General features: G+C 67.7%; 19 protein-coding genes. 9 read left to right on the top strand and 10 right to left on the bottom strand.

The window, feature by feature from the left end:
• The first annotated feature begins 27 nt into the window (after positions 1 to 27).
• A complete protein-coding gene (gene glmU / locus PO768_RS03700; protein WP_262970185.1) occupies positions 28 to 1410 on the top strand; it encodes a bifunctional UDP-N-acetylglucosamine diphosphorylase/glucosamine-1-phosphate N-acetyltransferase GlmU in 1383 nt (460 codons plus the stop codon).
• 129 nt (positions 1411 to 1539) lie between these two features.
• Positions 1540 to 1980, top strand: coding sequence for a hypothetical protein (locus PO768_RS03695; RefSeq protein WP_137943665.1), 441 nt, complete (start codon positions 1540 to 1542; stop codon positions 1978 to 1980).
• Between the two features lie 7 nt (positions 1981 to 1987).
• On the opposite strand, the gene PO768_RS03690 is transcribed toward PO768_RS03695, so the two are convergent.
• Positions 1988 to 2836: a phytanoyl-CoA dioxygenase family protein gene (locus tag PO768_RS03690; RefSeq protein WP_272644941.1), complete on the bottom strand. Its 849-nt coding sequence runs from the start codon at positions 2834 to 2836 to the stop codon at positions 1988 to 1990.
• Between the two features lie 88 nt (positions 2837 to 2924).
• On the opposite strand from PO768_RS03690, the gene PO768_RS03685 reads away from it, so the two are divergent.
• Positions 2925 to 3455: an SRPBCC family protein gene (locus tag PO768_RS03685; protein ID WP_137943663.1), complete on the top strand. Its 531-nt coding sequence runs from the start codon at positions 2925 to 2927 to the stop codon at positions 3453 to 3455.
• A 105-nt stretch (positions 3456 to 3560) separates the two neighbouring features.
• Here the strand turns inward: PO768_RS03685 and PO768_RS03680 are convergent, their stop codons facing one another.
• Both PO768_RS03680 and PO768_RS03675 read right to left on the bottom strand, forming a co-directional pair.
• Positions 3561 to 4433: an N-formylglutamate amidohydrolase gene (locus PO768_RS03680; protein ID WP_272644940.1), complete on the bottom strand. Its 873-nt coding sequence runs from the start codon at positions 4431 to 4433 to the stop codon at positions 3561 to 3563.
• 5 nt (positions 4434 to 4438) lie between these two features.
• A complete protein-coding gene (locus tag PO768_RS03675) occupies positions 4439 to 5407 on the bottom strand; it encodes a tripartite tricarboxylate transporter substrate binding protein BugE (protein WP_262970190.1) in 969 nt (322 codons plus the stop codon).
• 112 nt (positions 5408 to 5519) lie between these two features.
• On the opposite strand from PO768_RS03675, the gene PO768_RS03670 reads away from it, so the two are divergent.
• On the top strand, positions 5520 to 6407 hold the full coding sequence (locus PO768_RS03670; RefSeq protein WP_272644939.1) for a LysR substrate-binding domain-containing protein: 888 nt from the start codon (positions 5520 to 5522) through the stop codon (positions 6405 to 6407).
• A 6-nt stretch (positions 6408 to 6413) separates the two neighbouring features.
• Here the strand turns inward: PO768_RS03670 and PO768_RS03665 are convergent, their stop codons facing one another.
• Both PO768_RS03665 and PO768_RS03660 read right to left on the bottom strand, forming a co-directional pair.
• Positions 6414 to 7277, bottom strand: a complete 864-nt coding sequence (locus PO768_RS03665) for an amidohydrolase family protein (protein ID WP_272644938.1) — start codon at positions 7275 to 7277, stop codon at positions 6414 to 6416.
• 16 nt (positions 7278 to 7293) lie between these two features.
• Entirely contained in the window at positions 7294 to 8163 is an 870-nt protein-coding gene (locus PO768_RS03660; RefSeq protein ID WP_272644937.1) for a transposase, read from the bottom strand.
• 125 nt (positions 8164 to 8288) lie between these two features.
• Between PO768_RS03660 and PO768_RS03655 the strand changes: the two genes are divergently transcribed.
• Positions 8289 to 9206, top strand: coding sequence for a DUF808 domain-containing protein (locus PO768_RS03655; protein ID WP_272644936.1), 918 nt, complete (start codon positions 8289 to 8291; stop codon positions 9204 to 9206).
• Here the strand turns inward: PO768_RS03655 and PO768_RS03650 are convergent.
• Complete coding sequence (locus PO768_RS03650; RefSeq protein ID WP_269841204.1) at positions 9196 to 10113, bottom strand: ion transporter; 918 nt, start codon at positions 10111 to 10113, stop codon at positions 9196 to 9198. The genes PO768_RS03655 and PO768_RS03650 overlap by 11 nt on opposite strands.
• Before the next feature lie 75 nt (positions 10114 to 10188).
• On the opposite strand from PO768_RS03650, the gene PO768_RS03645 reads away from it, so the two are divergent.
• Positions 10189 to 10416, top strand: a complete 228-nt coding sequence (locus PO768_RS03645; protein WP_262970195.1) for a hypothetical protein — start codon at positions 10189 to 10191, stop codon at positions 10414 to 10416.
• A 23-nt stretch (positions 10417 to 10439) separates the two neighbouring features.
• Positions 10440 to 11078 (top strand): UPF0149 family protein, encoded by a 639-nt coding sequence (locus tag PO768_RS03640; RefSeq protein WP_272644935.1) that lies wholly within the window; start codon positions 10440 to 10442, stop codon positions 11076 to 11078.
• A 7-nt stretch (positions 11079 to 11085) separates the two neighbouring features.
• Here the strand turns inward: PO768_RS03640 and PO768_RS03635 are convergent, their stop codons facing one another.
• The gene (locus PO768_RS03635; RefSeq protein WP_272644934.1) at positions 11086 to 12030 is read right to left on the bottom strand and encodes an alpha/beta hydrolase family protein; all 945 of its coding nucleotides are present in this window, start codon (positions 12028 to 12030) and stop codon (positions 11086 to 11088) included.
• A gap of 12 nt (positions 12031 to 12042) precedes the next feature.
• Complete coding sequence (locus PO768_RS03630; RefSeq protein ID WP_272644933.1) at positions 12043 to 13737, bottom strand: DPP IV N-terminal domain-containing protein; 1695 nt, start codon at positions 13735 to 13737, stop codon at positions 12043 to 12045.
• Positions 13738 to 13913: 176 nt separating this feature from the next.
• Between PO768_RS03630 and PO768_RS03625 the strand changes: the two genes are divergently transcribed.
• Positions 13914 to 14213, top strand: a complete 300-nt coding sequence (locus tag PO768_RS03625; protein WP_137943653.1) for a hypothetical protein — start codon at positions 13914 to 13916, stop codon at positions 14211 to 14213.
• 4 nt (positions 14214 to 14217) lie between these two features.
• Here PO768_RS03625 and uvrA read toward each other — a convergent pair whose 3' ends face one another.
• Positions 14218 to 19887, bottom strand: a complete 5670-nt coding sequence (uvrA, locus tag PO768_RS03620) for an excinuclease ABC subunit UvrA (protein WP_272644932.1) — start codon at positions 19885 to 19887, stop codon at positions 14218 to 14220.
• Between the two features lie 305 nt (positions 19888 to 20192).
• On the opposite strand from uvrA, the gene PO768_RS03615 reads away from it, so the two are divergent.
• Positions 20193 to 20714, top strand: a complete 522-nt coding sequence (locus PO768_RS03615) for a response regulator (RefSeq protein ID WP_272644931.1) — start codon at positions 20193 to 20195, stop codon at positions 20712 to 20714.
• 208 nt (positions 20715 to 20922) lie between these two features.
• Here the strand turns inward: PO768_RS03615 and PO768_RS03610 are convergent, their stop codons facing one another.
• A complete protein-coding gene (locus PO768_RS03610) occupies positions 20923 to 22167 on the bottom strand; it encodes a hypothetical protein (RefSeq protein WP_272644930.1) in 1245 nt (414 codons plus the stop codon).
• Between the last annotated feature and the right edge of the window lie 280 nt (positions 22168 to 22447).

Genomic DNA, 22447 nt, shown 5'->3' with positions numbered 1-22447 from the left:
GCGGCTTCTGAAACCGCGCTGATCGCTATGACATTGAACCTGGTCATCATGGCCGCGGGCAAGGGCACCCGCATGAAGTCCACCCTGCCCAAGGTCCTGCACAAGCTGGCGGGTCGCTCGCTGCTGCGGCATGTGCTGGACACGACGGCCGAGCTGGGCGCCGCCCAGCGCCTGGTGATCACCGGCCATGGCGCCGAGCAGGTCGAGGCGGCGGTGGCCGGCCCCGCCGGATCTGGTATCGCCTTTGTGCGCCAGATGCCCCAGCTCGGCACCGGCCATGCGATCCAGCAGGTCGTGCCGCATCTGCCCGACAGCGGCAGCACCCTGATACTCAACGGCGACACGCCGCTGATCAGCGCCGCGACGACGCGCCAGCTGGTCGAGGCCTGCGGCGGCGAGAAGCTGGTGCTGCTGACCATCGAATACAGCGACCCGACGGGCTACGGCCGTATCGTGCGCGAGGGTCAACTCGTCAAAGCCATCGTCGAGCACAAGGACGCCACGCCCGAGCAACGCCAGATCCGCGAGTGCTACACCGGCATGATGGCCGCGCCGACGGCGGCGCTGAAGCGCTGGGTCGCGGCCTTGAAAAACGACAACGTCCAGGGCGAGTACTACCTGACCGACATCGTCGCGATGGCCGTGGCCGAGGGCGTGCCGGTGGTCAGCGTCAAGACCGGCAGCGAGACCGAGGTGCTGGGCGTCAACAGCCCCTTGCAGCTGGCCGATCTGGAGCGCCGCTTCCAGCATCTGCAGGCCGGCGCGCTGCTGGAGGCAGGCGTGCGTCTGGCCGACCCGGCGCGTTTCGATCTGCGCGGCACGCTGAGCTGCGGCCAAGATGTCGAGATCGACGTCAACTGCGTCTTCGAGGGTCAGGTCGTGCTGGGCGACGGCGTGCGCATCGGCGCCAACTGCGTGATCCGCAATGCCCGCATCGCAGCCGGCGCCCGCATCCATGAGTTCACCCATATCGACGGCGAGGCCCAGGGCGTGACGGTCGGCGAAGGCGCGCTGATCGGGCCGTTCGCGCGGCTGCGGCCCGGCGCCGAACTGGGCGCCGAGGTCCATATCGGCAACTTTGTCGAGGTCAAGAATTCGACCCTGGCCAAGGGCGCCAAGGCCAATCACCTGGCCTATCTGGGCGACGCCACGGTGGGTGAGCGGGTCAACTATGGCGCCGGCTCCATCACCGCCAATTACGACGGCGCCAACAAGCACCGCACCGTGATCGGCGCCGATGTGCATGTGGGCAGCAACTGCGTGCTGGTGGCCCCGGTCGAGATCGGCGCCGGCGCGACGATAGGCGGCGGCTCCACGATCACCAAACCGGTGGCGGCCGGCGAGCTGGCTGTGGCACGCGGCAAACAGGCCGGCATCGCTGGCTGGACCCGCCCGAGCAAAAAGCGCTGAGCCGTGACAAATGCACGAGAATCCGGGGCCATGGCCGCCAATAACCCTCAACAACCATGAACAAGGGACAGCTGCGGGACGGCCCGGTGCCTAGCATTGGCAGCAGTTTCTTCTTCAAGGCCTGCAGTCATGGCGATCCTTATCAAGCAGCGAGCTGGCGAATCCGTGCAGCCTGAGCACGACTCCGCCTGGCAAGGCCTGGATGAGTGCCGGGCCGAGGTCGATGAGGAGGCGGCCGAGCGCAGCGCGGCGCTTGAGCAGCTGGCGCTGGAGCATGCCCGCTGCGACGACGCCGCCAGCGCCTGCTGGTATCTGTGCCGCAGCCTTGGCGCGGCGCGCCAGCTGGAGCCCGGTGGCGAGCCGGGCCTGGAACTGCTGTTCGAGCTGCTGGGCGCGCTGGCCGACCTGCCGGCGCTGGCCACCGTCGCGACGCCGGAAGCGGTGGCCGGCGAGGCCGATGGCCTGGGCGTGTTCGAGCTGTGCCAGCAGCTGCAGGCCGCCCGCGAGCAGACCCAGGAAGCCTGGCGCGAGCGCTCCGATCCGGACCGCCCTGCCTCACTGCTTCACTGAAGAATCCTCAGAAGCCCCGGACCGGCAGTTGCGGCCCGCGTTGCAGCCAGTTGCGCGGCGAATAGGCGCTAGCTGCATCGGTCACATGCAAGGTGTAGGCATGGCGTGAGTGCGCCGAGCGGTTCGGCGCGCTGTAGTGCGGCAGCAGGCCATGGAAGATCACCAACGCGCCGGCCTCGACCTCCAGCGGCTCGGCCAGCGCATCGACCGAGGGCCAGGGCGTTTCGTCCAGCGTCTCCATCCAGGCTCGCCGGCCCTCGCGCACAAAGCGCTCGCGCAACACGCCACGAGGCCCGCGATGGCCCCCCGGCTCGGCCCACAGGCAACCGTTGTCGCGCGTCGCATCCTCCAGCGCGAACCAGAAGGTCGTCACGGTGATCGGATCGCTGTCGAAGAAGCTGGCGTCCTGATGCCAGCGCACCTCGCCGCCTATGCCCGGCTGCTTGAAGATATACATGGACTGCCAGACCTGCGGCCGGCTCAGGCCCACATCGCGGGCCACGGCCACCAGCTCGGGCCCGCTGGAGAACTCGCGGAACACCGGGTCCAGGTCATGCATCGCATGGCCGATCTTGTTGATCGACAAGGCCTTGGCCTGACGCAGCCGGCCCTGGGCGTCGAAGGCCTCCTCCTCGAAGAAGCAGCGCATCTTGTCGTCGGAGTCGAGGAAATAGTCGTCGACGTTGCGCTCCTGCTCCTGGGTTGTGAAGATGGCGCGCTGCTCGCCAGGGTCGAAGGCCTCGACCAGGGCCTCGGCACGCGCGCGCAGCGCGGCGATCTGGGCGGCGTTCTTGAAATGGGGCAGTATCAGGAAGCCCTGTTCGTCAAAGCTGGATTTCTGTTCTTGGCTCAGCATGCATCACTCCTGGTGGCCTGCAGTTTAGGGCCTGCCCCCATTGCGAGGTGCCGGGCACGGCGGCAAGCTGAGCGGCCTGGAGATCGCCATGAAACTGCTGAAGACACTCGCTGTGCTGATTCTCGGACTGGTCGCGGTGCTGCTGCTGGGTGGCCTGCTGCTGTCGTCCAAGTTCACCGTGACGCGCACGGCGCAGATCCAGGCCGCACCGGACAAGGTCTATGCGCTGGTGGCCAACCCGCGCCACTGGAAGCAATGGTCGGTCTGGAACCAGCGCGACCCGGCGATGCAGATCGAGTACAGCGGCCCCGAATCGGGCAGCGGCGCCGTCTGGGCCTGGAAGAGCAAGAGCGAGGGCGACGGCCGCATGACCTTCACCACCGCCGAGCCCGGCCAGCGCCTGGGCTACGAGCTGTTCTTCCCCGACTTCGGCACTACCTCGCAGGGCGAACTGCGCCTGGAGCCCAGCGGCTCGGGCACGAAGATCAGCTGGGTGATGAACGGCGATATGGGCAGCAACCCGCTATTCCGCTGGCTGGCCCTGTTCGGCGACCGCATGGTCGGCCCCGACTTCGAGGCCGGCCTGGCCAATCTGAAGGCGCTGGCCGAGCAACCCTGACCTGCCTCATATTGCAGCAGGCCAAGCAAACCCCTTAGGAATCAATCACTTGGCGCCACTGTGGGCAGCTTGCCCACGAACTTGTCCACAGCGGGCGGGGACAGTTCAGCGCAGCTGGCTTCGCACATGGGCAGCCACCGCCGCCAGCGTCGCCGTCAGGCATTGCCGCAGCGGCTCGAAGCCGGCATTGCGCTCGCGGCTGAACTCGTCCATATAGAGCGGGCGGCGGATCTCGATCTGCAGGCTGTGGCGGCGCTCGGCCGGCCGGCCGATGCGGCCGATCAGGGCCACGCCCTTGTAGGGATCGTTGCGCGCGACGCTATAGCCGTGGCCGCGCAGGCTGGCCTCGATCACATCCAGCAGGGCCGGCTCGCAAGTCGTGCCGTCGCGGTCGCCCAGCACAAAATCGGCCAGCGCATCGCTGCGCGTCAGGCCCAGGCGCTCGAAGGCATTGTTGGGCATCGAGTGCAGGTTCAGATGCCAGACCGCGCCGAAGCGGGCATGGGCGCGCTCGACCGCCGCGTCGAGCGCCGCGTGATAGGGCTTCCAGCAGTTGGCGATGCGGGCCTGCACCTCGGCCACCGAGAGCTTGCGCGCGTAGATCGGCTGGTCCTTGGCCACCTGGCGCCAGATCAGGCCATAGCCCAGCCGGGTCTTCTCGCCGGGCGCCAGCGGTTCGGGCCAGGGCTCGGCCAGCAGCGCCGGATCGAGGTCGGCCAGCTCACGGTTCGGGTCGATATAGCTGCGCGGGAAGCGCGCCGCCAGCAGCGTCGCGCCCTGGGCCGGCGCGGCCTGCCAGAGGGCGTCCACATGGGTGTCCTCGCCGCGCCGCAATGTCAGCGGCGGCAGGCAGCTGTCGAAGTCATCCGGGTACTCGATGCCGCTGTGCGGCGAGTCGCAGATCAAGGGGATCTCAGGGGGCAGGTCTTGCCCCCCGGGCAGCTGCAGGCGGAACGCGGTGTCGGGCGTGAAGCGCATCGTGGTCAGTCCAGGCGGATTTTGGCCTTGGTGACGATACGCTGATATTTGTCCAGCGCGGCGCGGATCTGCAGGGCGAACTGCTCGGGGCTGTTGGCCATCGCGATGCCGGAGATCGAAGCGGCCTTCTCCTTGAACTCCGGCGTCTGCATCGCCTTGTGGGCCGCCTCGTGCAGCTTCTTCAGCACCGCCGGCGGCGTGCCGGCCGGTGCCACCAGGCCGAACCAGCCGCCCTCGGCCATCTCGGCAAAGCCCAGCTCCTTATAGGTCGGCACCTCGGGCAGCACGGCCGCCCGCTGCGGCGCCAGCACGGCCAGTGCGCGCAGCCTGCCGGCCTTGATATGGGGCAGGGTCGAGGGCAGGTTGTCGGTCATCGCATTGACGACGCCGGCCAGCGCATCGGTCGAGGCCTGGCCCGCGCCCTTGTAGGGAATGTGCAGCAACTCGATGCCGGCCAGGTCCATGAACTGCTCGATGTTCACATGGCCCAGCGAGCCATTGCCCGGCGAGGCGAAGCTGTACTTGCCCGGCGCGGCCTTGGCCAGCGCAATGAATTCCTTCATGGTCTTTGCCGGCACGCTGGGGTGGACGACGAAGACGCTGGGCACGGCCAGCACGTTGGTGATCGGCGCGAAGTCCTTCACCGCGTCATAGGGCAGCTTGGTGTAGACGGCCGGGTTGGCGCCATGGGTGCTTTGCGTCGCCATGCCAATGGTGTAGCCGTCCGGCGCGGCCTTGGCCACCGCATCGGTGCCCAGGGTGCCGCCGCCACCGCCGCGGTTCTCGACCACCACGGTCTTGCCCAGGAAAGGCCCCATCTTCTCGGCCAGCAGGCGCGCCACCATATCGGTGGAGCCGCCCGCCGCGAAGGGCACGATCAGCTTGACCGGCTTGTCCGGATACTCGGCCAGGGCCGATAGCGGCAAGGCAAGCAGCAAGGCGGCGGTCAGCAGGGGACGGCGGTGAAGGCGCATGGCGAGGGGCTCAGGTGTTGAACAGGATGGCGCGATTCTGTGACCTGCGCTCGGCGCATGAGTCGACAAGTTCTCACGCAGTCATGCGCCACGCTCATAGCAAAATCGGCCCATGCGCATCCGATCCCCCTCTTTGCATGAGCTGCATGCCTTTGCCGCGACCGCCCGGCTGGGCAGTTTCTCGAAGGCGGCCGAGCTGCTGTGCGTGACCCAGGGGGCGGTCAGCCGAGCCGTCGCCCGGCTCGAAGAGCATCTGGGCCAAAGCCTGCTGCTGCGTCAGCCGCGCGGCAACGAGCTGACCCCGGTGGGCCGCAGCTATCTGGAGCTGATCGAGCCGGCACTGCAGACGCTGGAGTCGGCGGCGGTGGCGCAGCGCGCGGCCGAGGGGCCGACGCGGCTGCGTATCTCGGTGGCCCCCACGCTGGCGACCAAATGGCTGATCCCGCGCCTGCCCGACTGGCAGGCCCTGCATCCGCAGATCGCCTTGAGCCTGGCGCCCTACCGGCGCGACGAGGACTTCGGCGACCCCGAGGTCGACGCCTGGCTGCGCCCCGGCGAGGACCTGTGGCCGGCCGGCATCACGGCCGACTACATCGTCGGCCGCGACATCGTGCCAATCTGCCGCCCGCAGGAGCTGCGCGGCCGCCAGGCGCTGCGCGAGCCGGCCGATCTGCTGAGCCGGCCCCTGCTCTATCACAGCAACTATCCGGACAACTGGCGGCAATGGCTGGAGGCGGTCGGCGTGCACGACGCTCAGCTCAAGCCCAGCGCCGATTTCGAGCAGGTGGCGATGCTGGTGCAAGCCGTCGTCTCCGGCCTGGGCGTGGCCGTCGTGCAGCGCTGCCTGATCGCCGACGAGCTGGCCGCCGGCCGCATCGTCATCCCCTTTGATCAGCCGGTGCAGATCAGTCGCGGCTATATGCTGTGCACCCGCCGCGCCAGCCAGACGCAGCGGACGCTGCGCAGCCTGCGCCAATGGCTGCTGGCGCAAGCGGGCTAATCGAGGCTAATCGAGGCCAAACAAGGCCGCGCCATTGCCCCAGGCGATCTTGCGCGCGGCCTCGCTCGGCAGCTCGCCCAACCATTGGCGGGCCTCGCTCATCAGCGCCTCGTAATACTGCCAGCGCTGGTTGACCCAGGTGTCCGAGCCGATCAGGAAACGCTCGGGTTGCTCGCTCAGCAGGGCCTGCCAGTCCGCGCTGAGGCGGCCGTTCTCGGTCAGGCCGGGCCGGTACGACAGCTCGCCCAGCAGGCTCGGGTAACGCTTCAGCAGTTCGCGCACCCGCGTGATCGGCACGCCGCCGATGCCGGTATGGGCCCAGATCAGCCGCGCCTTCGGTGCGTGGGCCATCAGCTTGTCAATTGCCACATCGTCGACATGGGCCAGCACCACCAGCCCCCGCTCGGCCGCCAGCTGCATCAGCTGGCGCGCCACCGGGCCATCGGCATTGGCGCTGTCGTAGAGATGGAACTCGCCCAGGCCGCGATAGGGGCCGGCCGGTGTGCCGCGCTTGAGCTCGTCCAGCACCATCTGGTAGATCGTCGGGTCGGCGAACCAGCCGCCGTAGTCGGCGCGGTTGCGGTACAGGCGCACAAAGGGCACGACCCGCAGGCCGGCCGCGCGCGTCGCCTCGCCAGCCCCGGCCAGGCTCAGCGTGCCGGCGTTGGGCCGGCTGTTCGCGACGATGGCGCGCACGCCGCTGCGCTGCATCCGGCCCAGCACATCGGGCAGCGGATGCGGCCCCTGGGCCTCGTCGTTGTAGTGCAGATGGGCGTCGAACAGCGGGCCCTCGTAAGGCGCGGCCTGCGCGGCGCAGGCCCCAAAGGCCAGCAGAGCCAGCAGGGTCAGCACCCAGGCGCAGTAGCGCATCGCGCTCAAGACAGGCTCACGATGCACTGAGGCTGCGCTCGTGGCCGGCGATCAGCCGGCTGATGCGCGAGACCGACAGGCCCAGTTCTCCGGCCAGCACCGTCATCGACAGACCACCCTCGGTATGGGCGCGGTACAGGGCCTGCTCGCGCGAGGCGCTGTCACGCCGCCACTGGGCAAAGGCCTTGGGCGCCGCAGCCCTGCGCGCCGACCTGGCCACCCGGCCGGCACCAGCGCCGGCCTGGGCCAGCATGCGCTGGGCAAAGGCCTCGTCGCCCAGAAAGATCTGGTGGCGCAGATGGACCCAGATGTCCAGCCCGGGCTCGGCCGCCAGCAGCTTGGCGTAGCGCTCGGCGGCCCGCTTGCGGTCGGCCGCGCCCCGGGCCTCGCGGCCCAGCACATGGCTGAACAGGCCTTGCACATCGAGCCAGTCCGGCGCCGGCTGCTGGCCCAGGTGCGCGCCCAGGCTGTGCCAGGGCCAGTCGGCCCCGCGCCGCACCAGCCCCTGGCGCTCGGCGCTCAGATCGACATAGCGGCAGGCATCGAGCAGCAGCCGCTCCCGGTCCACCAGCACCGCCTTGAAGCGGCCCTGGAACAAGGGGCCGGTGCCGCCGTGGCGGCGGTTGAAGCTCTGCGTGTAGACGCCGTTGAGGTGGCGCATCAGGCGCGAGAGATTGGCCTGGCGGGTGTAGATCAGCAGCTGGTAGGCATCGCCCGCGAAGCTGTAGGCCAGCACCTGGGCGTCGAAGCGCTGGGCCGCCTGGGCCATCACCGCCAGCAAGGTGGCGCGGTCGGCGTCGTCGCGAAAGATCGCCGCGCCCTGCTCGCCATGCGAGCTCAGCAGGTAGACGGCGCCGGCGAATTCGATGCGTGGGGGTCTGGCCATGAAGAAACTTAGGCCATCGAACCCCAAAAGGCAAGGCCTGACCCCGCCGGCCAGGCCCGCCGCCGGCCGGCGCGTCCGTTGTTTGAGGTACAAACTCGGCCTGACCACCACGACCGAACCCACTTATGGCCTCCAGTCTGCTTGCCCTGCTCGATGACATCACCACGGTGCTCGACGATGTGGCCGTGCTCAGCAAGCTCGCTGCCAAGAAGACCAGCGGCGTGCTGGGCGACGATCTGGCGCTGAATGCCCAGCAGGTGACAGGTGTTGCCGCCGAGCGCGAGTTGCCGGTGGTCTGGGCCGTCGCCAAGGGCAGCTTCGTCAACAAGCTGATCCTGGTGCCGGCGGCGCTGGCCATCAGCGCCTGGGCACCTTGGGCCGTGACGCCGCTCTTGATGCTGGGCGGCGCCTTTCTGTGCTTCGAGGGGGTCGAGAAACTGGCCCATAAATTCCTGCACAGCGCCGAGGATGCCGCTCACGAGCAGGCGCTCAGCGAGGCGGTCAAGAACCCGGCCATCGATCTGGTGGCGCTGGAGCGCGACAAGATCAAGGGGGCCGTGCGCACCGACTTCATCCTGTCGGCCGAGATCATCGCGATCACGCTGGGCACGGTCGCGGCCAGCGACTTCACGACCCGGGTGCTGGTGCTCAGCACCATCGCCGTGCTGATGACGGTGGGCGTCTACGGCCTGGTGGCCGGCATCGTCAAGCTCGATGACGCCGGGCTCTATCTGAGCCGTCAGGCCGGTGCCTTGCAGCAGCGCCTGGGCGCGCTGATCCTGGCGGCCGCGCCCTGGCTGATGAAGGCCTTGTCGGTGGCCGGCACGGCGGCGATGTTCCTGGTCGGCGGCGGCATCCTGACCCATGGCATTCCGGGCGCCCATGAGCTGATCCATCATGCGGTGCAGGGCATCAGCGGCAACGGCTTCGTCCAGGGCCTGCTGGGTCTGCTGGCCGATGCCGTGGTCGGCATCGTGGCCGGCCTGCTCGCGCTGGGCCTAGTCAGCGGCGTTCAGAAGATCTGGCGCGGGGTCAAGTCTTGAGTTCGCTGCCGCCCGGCACATCGCGCTGGTAGGGCGGCAGCTCGGCGCCGCAGTCGCGGCAAAAGCGCGCCTCGGGCAGATGGCCCTCGCTGAGGCAGTCATGGCAGCTGCGCGTCGTCGTCGGCCGGCCGTGGCGCTGGGCCGTCATTTCGGCGGTGACGATGCCGGTCGGCACGGCCAGCACGCCCCAGCCCAGCAGCATCATCAGCGAGGCGATCGCGCGGCCCAGATCGGTCTTGGGCGTGATGTCGCCGAAGCCCACCGTCGTGATGGTGGAGATGGCCCAGTAGAGGCTGGTCGGGATGCTGGTGAAGCCGTTGCCCGGGCCCTCGACCACATACATCACCGTGCCCAGAATCAGCACCACCATCAACACCACCGACAGGAACACCAGGATCTTGCGCGCACTGGCGCGCAGCGCATGGGCCAGCATCGCGTACTCGGCCACATAGGCGCCCAGCTTGAAGATGCGGAACACCCGCAGCAGGCGCAGCACCCGCACATCGACCAGGAAGTACAGCTCCGGCGCAAACAGCGCCAGATAGGTGGGCAGCACGGCCAGCAGATCGACGATGCCGTAGAAGCTGCGCGCATAGCGCCAGGGATGGCGCACGCAGGCCAGGCGCAGCAGATACTCGATCGTGAACAGCGCGGTGAAGACGAACTCCAGCACACGGAACAACCCGCCCCAGCGCGCCTTGATCGGGGCGACGCTCTCCAGCATCACCACCGCGATGCTGGCCAGCACCAGCGCGATCAGCACCATGTCGAAGGCCCGGCCGGCGCGCGTGTCGGCCTCGAAGATGACGGTGTAGACCTTCAGGCGCCAGCCGGACAGCGGCCGGCCCAGGCGGTCCGCCTGTATTTGCTGAAGCGGGGGTCGCAGGCTGTTGTTATCGGTTCGCATAGCTGTTGGAATGTAGCGGCAAGCGCTGAGGTCTAATACCGGTCCGCGTTTTTGCAGATTCACGAGGATGGCCGCATGAAAATCCACAATGTCGAGATCCAGAAGTTCAAAGCCGCCTCCAACACGATCAACGGCCTGATGGTGTTCAAGGTCGATGCCCTGGTCACGCCCAAGGCCCCGGTCGAGGGGATAGAGCCCAGCACCCTGATCAGCATGACCGAGGCCAATGCCCGGGTGCTGATGGCCTTGCTGAAGGCCCAACTGGCCGAATTCGACGGCAAGAAGGCCAAGAGCCGGTTCTGAACCGGACCGGCGACAATCGCGCGATGGAAGACCCCCAATACCACCCCCAGTCCGACAACCTCCCGCTCTCCGACGAGGAGTTGTCGACGCTGGATGACATGCTGGCCCGGCTGCCCAGCGACGGCGCGATGAATATCGAGGCGCTGGACGGCTATCTGTCCGGCCTGCTCCTGAGCCCGCAGCCGCTGGCCGAGCTGCCCGGCTCGGACTGGCTGCCCCTGGTCTGGGGCGGCGACGGCGAGGAAGGCCAGCCCGACACCTGGCCCTTCGTCAGCGGCAAGCAGAAAAAGCGCGTGATGCTGCTGGTGCTGCGCCATCTGCGCGCCATCGCCCATCAGTGGGAGCTGGCCGCCGCCCGACCCGAGGCCTGGGAGCCGATCTTCAGCATCGCCGAAGTGGATGAGCAGGATCTGACCGATGCCGGCGACTGGTCGCTGGGCTTTCTCAGCGCGGTGGACCTGGCGCCTGGCGCCTGGAAGCCGCTGTTCGAGAACGCCGAAACCGCCGCGCTGCTGGAGCCCATCACGCTGCTGGGCAGCGAGGAGTCGCAGCTCAGCGAGCTCGACGCCGCCCGCCTGGCCGACCCGCTGCAGCGCGACGCGCTGAGCCGCGCGGTGCCGGACAACATCCTGCAGTTGCTGGCCTCGCGACAGGCCTCCTGAGCCCTGCTCAGGGCTGGGCGCGGCCCAGCTGCTGCAGCCAGAAGGCCTCGTACTTGCGGTGCCAGCCGACGGTCTTGACCGCGCCGCCCATCGCGTGCTCGCCATCGGGGTCGAGGAAGAGATCGACCAGGGGCTGCTTGCCGGCCTCCATCAGCGCGCGGTAGACATTGACCGTGTCCTGGTACAGCACATTCGGGTCCAGCATGCCGTGCACCAGCAGCAGCGGCTTTTTCAGGCCCTTGGCCAGCGGCAGCAGCGAGTACTTGCGCAGCACCGGCTTCTTGCGGTCCACCGGGCCGATGGTGCGGCCGCTGTACCAGCTGTTGTAGTTCTCCCATTCGGTCGGGCCGGCCCCGGCAATGCCGGCGGCGAACAGATCGGGCTTCGTATACATCGTGTACTGGGTCTGGAAGCCGCCAAAGCTCCAGCCGTTCAGGCCCACGCGCGCCGGATCGACGCCCAGGTTCGCGGCCATGTAGCGGTGCAGGTCCTCCAGATCCTCGCTCTGCGGCTGGCCCGGCTGCTCCCAGTTGGCGCCGGCGAAGCGGCGGCCGTAGTTGGAATGGCCGCGCGGGTCCACCGTCACCATCACATAGCCGTGGCGCACCGCCATATACATCGCGAACAGATAGCCGGTCGGCTGGAAGCTGTCGGTCTCGACCGAATGGCGGTCGTTCAGCGGGCCGCCGTAGGTGTAGACCACGGCCGGGCGGCGGTCGCTGGCCTGCCAGCCGGACGGCTTGAACACATAGGCCGGAATGTTGTCGCCATGGCGGTTCCTGAAGCTGAAGCGCTCGGGCCGCAGCCGGTCCACCTCGGCCCAGGCCGGGTCATGGCTCTGGGTCAGCACGCGCGCCGGCTGGCCGGGCGCTGAGGAGATCAGCTTCAGCTCGGGGCGCTGGGCCCAGTGGCCGGCATTGGCGGCCAGCCAGCGACCGTCCTCCGAGACCACCGCATTGCGGTGCTAGTCGGGCGCGCTGCCCAGCGCCTGCATCGCGCCGTCGGCCAGCTCGACCTTGTAGAGATTCATCGCGGCCGCATCGTCGCGGTTGGCCGCGACAAACATCGCGCGGCTGTCCGGCGTGAAGCCCAGCAGCTGATGCGCCTCGAACTCGCCCTGGAGCAGGGGCTTGAGCTGGCGCGCTGCGATGTCCCAGGCCCAGGGCTGGCGGAAGTCGTTGTCGGACAGCAGCGCGATCAGCCGCTTGCCATCCGGCGTGAAGCGCGGCGCGAACACATTGACCAGCTCATGGTGCACATCGCCGCGCCGCTCGATCACGACCTCCGGCTTGGCCGTTTCGTCGGCCCGGCCCAGGTAGACGCGCAGCAGCTCCTTCTCGCGCTCCCAGGTCGCGAAGGCGTAGTGGCTGCCGTCGCGGGCCCAGGCCACCGGGCTGATCTCGAACCAGCCGTCGCCGCCGGCCTGGGTGAAGACCGGCGCCGGCTGGCGCGCCGGCGCACCGTCAAGACCCGGCACCCGGCGGATATACAGGGCCAGCGGCTGCTGCATGCGCTTGTCGTCCGAGACCTCGCGATCGACCTTCTTGGCCGTCGCGAAGCGCTCGCCGTAATTCATGATCTCGACCTGGCGGCCGGGCTTGGGCGCCGGGCCGCTGGCGCCAGCAGGCGGCACCAGCGGCGCGCGCGCCAGCAGCGACATCCAGCGGCCGTCCTCGCTGAGCACGGTGGACTCGATGCGGTATTTCTTCGCCGCCTCCTCCTCGTCGGCATGGATCAGCTCGCGGTTGATCACCTGCACCGCCATGCCGGCAAAGCGCGCGCGCAAGACCCGGCTCTCGTCCATATAGACAAAGCCCTGGTCGTCGGGCGTGTAGGCCACGATGCGCAGCTGGCGCTGCGTGCCCAGCAAGGACGTGAGGCGGTTGCCATCGGCCTGCCAGCGGAACAGACCGCCGCGGTACTGGAAGATCAGCTCATCGCGCTGGCGCGCCCAGACGATCTGGCTGACGCCGGGATAGAGGTCGGTCGGCTTGAGCTTGTCCTTGGCCAGCTTCTTCTTCAGCTCGTCGCGCCATTCCCAGAGCTCCTTGTCCTTCTCAGGCAGCGAGGCCGCGGCACTGGCCGCTGCGGCGGCCGAGGCAGCGGCGCTGGCCGGCTTGCCGGCACGCCGCGCGGCCAGGGCTTCGGCAGCGCGTTTCTCGGCCTCGGCCTCGGCCTTGTCGGCGGCCTTCTGCGCGTCCTCGCGCTTTTTCTTCTCGGCGAATTCCAGCTTCAGGGCCGCGATCTCGGCCAGCTCCCACTGCGCCAGATCGACCGTCGCGCCGCGCAGATAGGCGGCCTGCGCCTCCTCGCGGGCCTGGCGCTCGGCCTGCTCACGCTCGCGCTGCAGGCGCTTCTTCTCGAAACGCTCCAGATCCTCCGGCGCGTCATGGGCCTGCATCAGGGCCGGCGATGTCAGGCGCAGCGTCTTGCCGCTGCGCGTGTCATGCACATAGAGATCGCTGCCGGGCTCGCCATGCGGGTTCCACAGATAGGCCAGATAGCGGCCACTGCGGCTGAAGGCGGGCTCGCGGGCCGGCTCGCCCCGGTAGGGCTTGTCGCGAAACAGCGACTCCAAGGTCAGCGGCGAGGGGTTCTGGGCCAGCACCGGCTGCAGGCCGGCGCCAAGGGACAGGGCGGCCAGCAGGGCGGCGGCCACAGAGACGGATTTCCAAGGTGCCAAATCGATAACTCCCGAGCAGCCCGCGCTTCGGGCGGAGGGATTCTAGGGTGGCCCGGCCCGGCGGCCGCCGCAAGGCATAGCCAAATCGCACGCGGCCGCAGGTCTCTCAGTTAATATCCGCCCTACCCGTCTTGGGTCCATCCGCCCGCCCCATGCTCGTCAAGATCTTTGCCAGCCTCGGCCTCGCGATCTGCCTCGTGCTGGCCCTGCATATGTGCTTGAGCCGGCGCCATCAGCTGCGCATGGAAGCCTGGTGGGCGACGGGCTGGCGCTGGATCTCCAAACGAGCCATCAGCCCTTTCGATGCCCGCGAGCGCCGCCGCGCCGCGCACGAAGCCGCGATGGAAGCCATCAACCGCGCCAAGCGCAGCGCCCCCGACACCGACCGCGGCCAGTGGGACGGCAACGTCTACCGCCCCAAGCAGTTCGACAAGCCGCGCAAGCCGCATTAGCGCTTCAGGCGGCTTGCCCCCGCAGCAAGACCGGCGCCAGCGCCCGTCCCGAATGCGAACCCGAGGCCACCACCTCTTCCGGCGTGCCGGCCACGACGATGCTGCCGCCGGCCGTGCCGCCCTCGGGGCCCAGATCGATCACCCAGTCGGCCTCGGCGATCACATCGAGATCGTGCTCGATCACGACCACCGAATGCCCGCCCGCCACCAGGCGGTGCAGCACGCGTATCAGCTTCTCGACATCGGCCATGTGCAGGCCCACGGTCGGCTCGTCCAGCACATAGAGCGTGTGCGGCGCCTTCTGGCCGCGGCGCGTGACGTCGTCGCGCACCTTGACCAGCTCGGACACCAGCTTGATGCGCTGCGCCTCGCCGCCCGACAGCGTCGGTGAGGGCTGGCCCAGGGTCAGATAGCCCAGGCCCACATCCTTCAAGAGCTGCAGTGGGTGCGCGATATTGGGCATGGCCGCGAAGAACTCGACCGCCTCGTCGACCTCCATCGCCAGCACATCGCCGATGCTCTTGCCGCGCCAGCTGACGCCCAGGGTCTCGGGATTGAAACGCTGGCCATGGCACTGGTCGCACAGCAGCTTCACATCGGGCAGAAAGCTCATCTCTATGGTGCGCATGCCCTGGCCCTCGCAGCCGGGGCAGCGACCCTCGCCGGTGTTGAAGGAAAAACGCGCCGGCGCATAGCCGCGCGCCTTGGCCTCCAGCGTCTCGGCAAAGAGCTTGCGGATTGCGTCCCAGAAACCGATATAGGTGGCCGGGCAGGAACGCGGCGTCTTGCCGATCGGCGTCTGATCGACCTCCAGCACCCGGTCCACCTGCTCGTGACCTTCGATGCCCGCGCAACCGATCCAGGGGTTGGGCGCGCGGCGCAGCGGCACGGCCTGGGCCATATTGGCCAGCAGCACATCGCGCGCCAGGGTGCTCTTGCCCGAGCCTGAGACGCCGGTGATCGCGACCAGGCGGTGCAGCGGCACATCGATGCTGACCTGCTGCAGATTGTGCAGGGTCGCGTCGAGCACGCGCAGCTTAGGTGCGCCATCCAACATCTCGCGCCGCGCCTGCAGCGGGTGCAGCAGCGGGTTGGCGAGGAAGCGGCCGGTGACCGAGTCCGGCTGCAGCGCCAGATCGGCCGCCGTGCCCTCGGCGACGACCCGGCCACCGCGCTTGCCGGCGCCGGGGCCGATGTCGATGATGTGGTCGGCCCGGCGTATCGTGTCCTCGTCGTGCTCGACGACCACCAGGGTGTTGCCCTTGTCGCCCAGTGTGCCCAGCGCCTTCAAGAGGATCTGGTTGTCGCGCGGGTGCAAGCCTATGGTGGGCTCGTCGAGGATGTAGCAGACGCCCTGCAGATTGCTGCCCAGCTGGGCGGCCAGGCGGATGCGCTGGGCCTCGCCGCCGGAGAGGGTCGGCGCAGCGCGGTCCAGGGTCAGATAGCCCAGGCCCACCTCTTCGAGGAATTCCAGCCGGCCTTTGATCTCGACCACCACGTCGCGGGCGATGTCGGCGTCGCGGCCGGTCAACTCCAGCGCATCGACCCAGGCCCGGGCATCCTTGACGCTCCAGCCGGCCACCGTGCTGATGGCCTGGTCCTCGAAGGTCACGGCGCGGGCCGACGGGTTCAGGCGCGAGCCATGGCAGTCGGGACAAGGCTGGTCGACCAGGCCCTCGACTTCGGCCTCCTCAGACGGGAAACTCTGCTCGCGGCCCTTGTTGTCCTTGTCCTGAACCGAATCGTCCAAAGCCTTGCGCTGCTCGCGGGTCAGGGCAAGGCCTGTCCCCACGCAGCTGGTGCACCAGCCATGCTTGCTGTTGTAGCTGAACATGCGCGGGTCCAGCTCGCCATAGCTGGTACCGCAAGTCGGGCAGGCGCGCTTGGTCGAGAACACCTTGACGCTGCCAATCCGGGCCGTGCTCTGGCCATCGGCAATCGCCGCGTGCAGGCCGTCCAGCGGGCTCAAGAGGTGCAACACGCCCTTGCCCAGGTCCAGGGCCTTGGCCAGCAGCTCGCGCAGCTGCGCCTCGTTATCGGGACGAATTACCAGATCGCCGACCGGCAGCTCCAAGGTGTGTTCCTTGAAGCGGTCCAGCCGCGGCCAGGGCGCGGTCGGCAGGAATTCGCCATCGACGCGCAGATGCGTGTGGCCGCGCGCCTTGGCCCATTTGGCGAGATCGGTGTACAGGCCCTTGCGGTTGACGACCAGCGGCGCCAAGAGGCCCACATGCTGGCCCTTGTGGTCGCGCAAGAGCTGGGCGGCGATCGATTCGACGCTTTGCGGCTTGACCGGCGTGCCGTCGTGGATGCAGTGCTGCACGCCCAGCTTCACATAGAGCAGGCGCAGGAAATGCCAGACCTCGGTGGTGGTGGCCACCGTGCTCTTGCGGCCGCCGCGCGAGAGACGCTGCTCGATGGCCACGGTCGGCGGAATGCCCCAGACCGCGTCGACCTCGGGCCGGCCGGCCGGCTGCACGATCGATCGCGCATAGGCGGTCAGCGATTCCAGGTAGCGGCGCTGGCCCTCGTTGAACAGGCTGTCGAAGGCCAGCGTCGACGTGCCCGAGCCGGAGACACCGGTGATCACATTGCACTTGCCGCGCGGGATGGACACGTCCACCGACTTCAGGTTGTGCTCGCGCGCATTGACGATGCGAATGGATTCGTCCTGGGCCTTGCGGCGCGCCCGCACCAGGGTCTGCAGCGGCACGCCCTCCTCCACCGCCAGCGCCGGCCGGTCCATATGGGCGGCGTACTCGCGCAGCGCCAGCGCGGTGTGCGAGCTCGGGTGCTCCTTGACCTCCTCGGGCGTGCCCTGGCAGACCAGCTCACCGCCCTGCTCACCGCCCTCGGGGCCGAGGTCGATCAACCAATCGGCCGCGCGAATCACATCAAGGTTGTGCTCGATCAGTATCAGCGAATGGCCGGCGCCCAGGAGCTTGCGCATCGCGCGCATCAGCTTGGCGATGTCGTCGAAATGCAGACCGGTGGTCGGCTCGTCGAACAGGAACAGCGTGCCCTTCTTCGCGACGGCCTGGCGCGTCTTGCTGGCCGTGCTGGCGGCCTCGGCCAGGAAGCCGGCCAGCTTCAGGCGCTGGGCCTCGCCGCCCGACAGCGTGGGCACCGGCTGACCCAGCTTGATGTATTCCAGGCCGACATCGACGATGGGCTGTAGCTTCGCGACCACCTCGCGGTCGTCCTTGAACAGACTCACTGCCTCGCTGACGGTCAGGTCCAGCACATCGGCCACGCTGAGCTCGCGCGGGCCGCGCAAGAGCTTCACATCCAACATCTCGCCGCGGTAGCGCCGGCCATCGCAGTCGGGGCAGCGCAGATAGACGTCGGACAGGAACTGCATCTCCACATGCTCGAAGCCCGAGCCGCCGCAGGTCGGGCAGCGGCCGTCGCCGGCATTGAAGCTGAACATGCCGGCCGTGTAGCTGCGCTCGCGCGCCATCGGTGCATCGGCGAACAGCTTGCGCAGCTCGTCGAAGGCGCCGACATAGGAAGCCGGATTCGAGCGCGCGGTCTTGCCGATCGGCGACTGGTCGACGAAGACCGCGCCGGACAGCCAGTCAGCACCCAACACGCGGTCGTGCGTGCCGGGCGTTTCGGTGGCCTGGCCGAAATGGCGGGCCAGCGCCGGGTACAGCACGTCCTGCATCAGGGTGCTCTTGCCCGAGCCCGAGACGCCGGTGACCACCACCATGCGCTGCAGCGGGAACTCGACCGTGACATTGCGCAGATTGTGTTCGCGCGCGCCTTCGAGGATCAGCCGTGGCGTGCTGGCCTCGACCAGGCGCTTGAGCCCCATGCCCACATGCTTGCGGCCGCCCAGATAGGCGCCGGTCAAGGTGTCGGCGGCACGGATAGCTTCCGGCGTGCCGTCGAAGACGATCTCGCCGCCCTTCTCGCCGGGGCCGGGGCCCATATCGATCAGGCGGTCGGCCGCCAGCATCACGGCCGGGTCATGCTCGACCACCACCAGCGTGTTGCCGGCATCGCGCAGCCGGTGCATGGCCTGCACGATGCGGTTCATATCGCGCGGGTGCAGGCCGATGCTGGGTTCGTCCAGCACGAACAAGGTGTTGACCAGCGCGGTGCCCAGCGCCGTCGTCAGGTTGATGCGCTGCACCTCGCCGCCGCTCAGGGTGCGGCTCTGGCGGTCCAGGGTCAGATAGCCGATGCCGACATCGACCAGGGATTTGAGCCGGTTGCGGATCTCGTCGAGCAATAGCTTCAGCGCATCGTCCAGCAGGGTGCTGGGCAGCTGCAGCTCATCCATGAAGGCGCGCAGCCGGTGGATCGGCAGCTGCATCAGGTCGTGCAGATTCAGGCCCGGCAGGGCTTCGAGCTGGGCACGGTTCCAGGCCACGCCCATCGGCATGATGCGCTGCGCCGCCGGCAGCACCGCATCGGCCAGGGCCTTGGAGCCGACACGCCACAGCAGCGCCTCGGTCTTCAGCCGCGCGCCGCCGCAGGTGCCGCAGGGCGTGTAGCTGCGGTACTTGGACAAGAGCACACGGATGTGCATCTTGTAGGCCTTGCTCTCCAGGTACTCGAAGAAGCGCTTGACCCCGTACCACTGCTTGTTCCAGTTGCCGCTCCAGTTCGGCGAGCCCTCGACGACCCAGTCGCGCTGGGCAGCGCTGAGCTGCATCCAGGCGGTGTCGCGCGGGATGCCGGCCTCGCCGGCGTACTTCATCAGGTCGGCCTGGCAGCTCTCCCAGGCCGGCGTCTGCATCGGCTTGATCGCGCCGCCGCGCAGCGTCTTCTTCTCGTCCGGGATCACCAAGCCCATATCGACACCGATCACGCGGCCGAAGCCGCGGCAGGTCTCGCAGGCGCCCATCGCCGAGTTGAAGGAGAACAGCGGCGGCTGCGGGTCCTGGTAGCGCAGATCGCTGTCGGGGCAGTGCAGGCCGGTCGAATAGCGCCACAGCTCGGGCTCGGCCTCGCCCTCGGCCGGCATCGCATAGATATTCATGCGGCCGCTGCCGCGCTTCAGGCTCAGCTCGATGGCCTCCATCGCGCGCTGCTTGTCGGCACCCTGGATGCGGAAGCGGTCGGCCACCACATCCAGAACCTTGCGCGGCCCGGTCGGCGTGCCGACCTCCCGTTCGGCCTGCACGCGGGTGAAACCGCTGGCCGACAGCCACTGCTCGATCTGCTCGGCCGTGGTGTTTCCGGGCAACTCGACCGGGAAGGTCAGTATCAGTCTGGGATCAGTTGCCGAGGTCCGCGCCAGCAGTTCGGCGTAAATCGTCTGCGCCGTGTCGTGCCGCACGCCCTGCGCCGTCTGCTTATCGAACAATTCGGCAGCGCGGGCATAGAGCAGCTTCAGATGGTCGTTCAGCTCGGTCATCGTGCCGACCGTCGAGCGCGAGGTGCGCACCGGGTTGGTCTGGTCGATCGCAATCGCCGGCGGCACGCCGTCGACCTTGTCCACCGCCGGCCGGTCCATGCGGTCCAGGAACTGGCGGGCATAGGCGCTGAAGGTCTCGACATAGCGGCGCTGGCCCTCGGCATAGAGGGTGTCGAACACCAGGCTGGACTTGCCCGAGCCGCTGGGGCCGGTGACCACCGTCAGCTCCGCCGTGCGAATGTCCAGATCCAGATTCTTCAGATTGTGTTGACGCGCGCCGCGTATGCGGATCAGACCTTCGGACATTGCTTGGCAGCCTTGGCAGGGAGGAGACCGGACATTCTAGGGAGCGAGCGGCACAATCCTGTCAGCAGGGCCGATGTCAAGGCCCGCAGTGCAGGGCCCCTGGGCGTTGCGCTGGGGCGCTTCACAGGCAACAATTGACCCCACGGCCGGCCCTCCACCCAAAAACAAGGGAAAACCCTTGAATTGAACGAGACGCCGGGGGCCTGGTGGCGATAGGCTTGGGAGCCGCATTGCCAGCGGGATGCACCGCAGGTGCCGGGAGTTCAGCGACGGGATGGATGGGAAGCTTCGAGGCTTATCAATCAATGCAAACAACAACCCTCATCAATATCCACAGGCCGGGTCTGATGGCGCCGCTGCTGGCGCAGTCGGGCCAGGAGTCGGGACCGCTGAGCACGGGCGCGCAGAGCGACACCTCACAGCCGCAGCCTGCCACCGCGCTGCCCACCGTGCTGCTGGTCGAGGACAACCACATCAACCAGGTCGTCGCGCTCGAGTTCCTGGCCTTGATGGGGGTGCAGAGCCGGCTCGCGAAGAACGGCCTGGAAGCCGTGTCGCTGTGCCTGGAGTCGCCGCCCGATCTGGTGCTGATGGACATCCAGATGCCCGGCATGGACGGCCTCGAATGCGCCCGCCGCCTGCGCGAGCTGCAGCGCGAAGGCCAGCTGCCCGCCTTCCCCATCCTGGCCCTGACCGCCCACGCGCTGGAAGCCGATGTGCTGGCCAGCATGGACGCCGGCATGGACGAGCACCTGACCAAGCCGCTGGACTTTGTCGCGTTGCGCACACGGCTGCATCGGTGGTTGAAGTTGCCGGGGTTGAATTGAGCGCGTGAAGTGCCGCGAGGCCGAGGGCTGCGCTGGGGGTGGGACTGTCGGCTTCAGGCTGTGAGCAGCCGTTCGCCTGTGCGGCATGTCGGCGCCAAGGTGGTGTGGGGCAGGCTGCCGGTCAGCAGTCATTCGCCTGTGCCGGCGTCCGACCCGTTGCTGCCGTTCCTGTCAGCGACCTCAATGACGCAGAGCAGACGTTCAGTGGCTACCGGGCATGTCTAAGCCCCAGATCGCTCGTCGCGGCCCGCCGGGCCAAGTACATGAGGCCGAGCAACATCATCGCGTAGGTCGGCGCCTCGGGGATCGGCCCCGCCGGCGCTTCACCGGGGAGGCCTTCGAGGAACGTGGCGCCGAGACCGTTGGACACCGCAATGCCGTGCTCGTCCAGGAATACCTCGGTCACGAGGCCGTTCTCGAAGCCAAAAGAAACTTTCATCCTACCAGCCAGGTCTGCGGCGCCCCAACTGCCATCCACGCACTCTGGCACATCGGCTACCTTGCAATTCGTCAGGCCGATACCGAAGGTCATAGAGTCACCGTCCTGAAAGGTCTTCGGGTTGAATCTCAGCAGGCCCAGGCTGGCGCCATCGAGAAAGCCAGAATGCGAAATGTCTGCAATATCAAGGCCCACCAGGTTGCCCAATACGAAGGGCGAACCCACAGGACCCGGCAGCGCAGCGGTCGGATCGAAAGTCAGCCCTGTTCCGTCAATGCTGATACTCATGGCTCGCAGGTAGTCGCGAGCAGCCAGCGAGTCGAAGGTCAGTTTAAAAAACGATGGGTCGGAAGATTCGACGTTCGGATTCAACGAGAGGGTGACGACCGGCGCAGGCCTCAGGAAGTCGCTGTCGCGGATGATGGCGATCTGACTCTGAGTCAACCTGTTGCCGTTGCTATTCCGGTAAAGACCATCGCGCATCAGGTTGTCGTTGTCGCAGCAGAAATGACCTCCTTCCCCTTGCCTCAATCCAAGTGCATGTCCTAGTTCATGAGGAAATACGCTCTTTTCGGGCCTGCCGAGCACCCACTTGGAATCCACCAAGACCCGCGCGCCTGTGAACAGCCCACTCACACCTATCCCCTCGTCAATCTCGACTCGGTCGGTGAAGAACGCATTGACGACCCTGGATTCGCTCGTGGGCAGATCGTTCTTATTACTAAGCACCTTTAAGTCGCTATTCCATATCACTTTGGTCGGAAGGTAGGCAATCGCGATCCTGGCGTTGTCCTGCAGGAAGGTTGCTTCAGTGAATGCCCGATAGTCCTGATGAACGAGCGCGGGTGAGCAATCCGATCCGTCGGACTGGCAAATCGTGTAGGGCTGAATCGAAAGCACCTTGTCGAACTTGCTTGGGTCCGCAGCGCGCGCACCGGTTGCGAGTGTCGCGAGAGCCACAAGCCAGAAAAGGCTGGCGGCAACAGCGCGAACGACAGCAAGCACCATTTTCATCGGTGATCTCCCCCAAAGTGGCTCAGCAAGCGCGGTACCAAAGGCATTGCGCCGTTCGTTAGAGCGCGATGATCCACATTGTGGGCGCGCCAATGCGACTTGCGCCGCGCGGCGACGTTGCGGCGACCCTTCGAGTTAGGGAGGACTGGCAAGCAGGACTAGCTGAGACCCGGAAGCGGCCGCGTCGAGCGAAAGGTCGTGGCCGGGGGCTCAGCCGATCTTCAAGGACTCCGCTTCAGGGCAAGACTTGAATCGCTATTCTGGGGACTGCCGTTCTGAT

Origin of the sequence: Paucibacter sp. XJ19-41, assembly GCF_028462495.1 — a bacterium.
GTDB lineage: Bacteria > Pseudomonadota > Gammaproteobacteria > Burkholderiales > Burkholderiaceae_C > Roseateles_E.
The sequence above is the reverse complement of the archived record's forward strand: the minus strand, read 5'-3'. Positions and strand labels throughout refer to the sequence as shown.

Excerpts from the sequence above, each read along its gene's own strand:
- glmU (WP_262970185.1), top strand. The coding sequence starts at position 28 with ATGACATTGAACCTGGTCATCATGGCCGCGGGCAAGGGCACCCGCATG.
- PO768_RS03695 (WP_137943665.1), top strand. The coding sequence starts at position 1,540 with ATGGCGATCCTTATCAAGCAGCGAGCTGGCGAATCCGTGCAGCCTGAG.
- PO768_RS03690 (WP_272644941.1), bottom strand. The coding sequence starts at position 2,836 with ATGCTGAGCCAAGAACAGAAATCCAGCTTTGACGAACAGGGCTTCCTG.
- PO768_RS03685 (WP_137943663.1), top strand. The coding sequence starts at position 2,925 with ATGAAACTGCTGAAGACACTCGCTGTGCTGATTCTCGGACTGGTCGCG.
- PO768_RS03680 (WP_272644940.1), bottom strand. The coding sequence starts at position 4,433 with ATGCGCTTCACGCCCGACACCGCGTTCCGCCTGCAGCTGCCCGGGGGG.
- PO768_RS03675 (WP_262970190.1), bottom strand. The coding sequence starts at position 5,407 with ATGCGCCTTCACCGCCGTCCCCTGCTGACCGCCGCCTTGCTGCTTGCC.
- PO768_RS03670 (WP_272644939.1), top strand. The coding sequence starts at position 5,520 with ATGCGCATCCGATCCCCCTCTTTGCATGAGCTGCATGCCTTTGCCGCG.
- PO768_RS03665 (WP_272644938.1), bottom strand. The coding sequence starts at position 7,277 with ATGCGCTACTGCGCCTGGGTGCTGACCCTGCTGGCTCTGCTGGCCTTT.
- PO768_RS03660 (WP_272644937.1), bottom strand. The coding sequence starts at position 8,163 with ATGGCCAGACCCCCACGCATCGAATTCGCCGGCGCCGTCTACCTGCTG.
- PO768_RS03655 (WP_272644936.1), top strand. The coding sequence starts at position 8,289 with ATGGCCTCCAGTCTGCTTGCCCTGCTCGATGACATCACCACGGTGCTC.
- PO768_RS03650 (WP_269841204.1), bottom strand. The coding sequence starts at position 10,113 with ATGCGAACCGATAACAACAGCCTGCGACCCCCGCTTCAGCAAATACAG.
- PO768_RS03645 (WP_262970195.1), top strand. The coding sequence starts at position 10,189 with ATGAAAATCCACAATGTCGAGATCCAGAAGTTCAAAGCCGCCTCCAAC.
- PO768_RS03640 (WP_272644935.1), top strand. The coding sequence starts at position 10,440 with ATGGAAGACCCCCAATACCACCCCCAGTCCGACAACCTCCCGCTCTCC.
- PO768_RS03625 (WP_137943653.1), top strand. The coding sequence starts at position 13,914 with ATGCTCGTCAAGATCTTTGCCAGCCTCGGCCTCGCGATCTGCCTCGTG.
- uvrA (WP_272644932.1), bottom strand. The coding sequence starts at position 19,887 with ATGTCCGAAGGTCTGATCCGCATACGCGGCGCGCGTCAACACAATCTG.
- PO768_RS03615 (WP_272644931.1), top strand. The coding sequence starts at position 20,193 with ATGCAAACAACAACCCTCATCAATATCCACAGGCCGGGTCTGATGGCG.
- PO768_RS03610 (WP_272644930.1), bottom strand. The coding sequence starts at position 22,167 with ATGAAAATGGTGCTTGCTGTCGTTCGCGCTGTTGCCGCCAGCCTTTTC.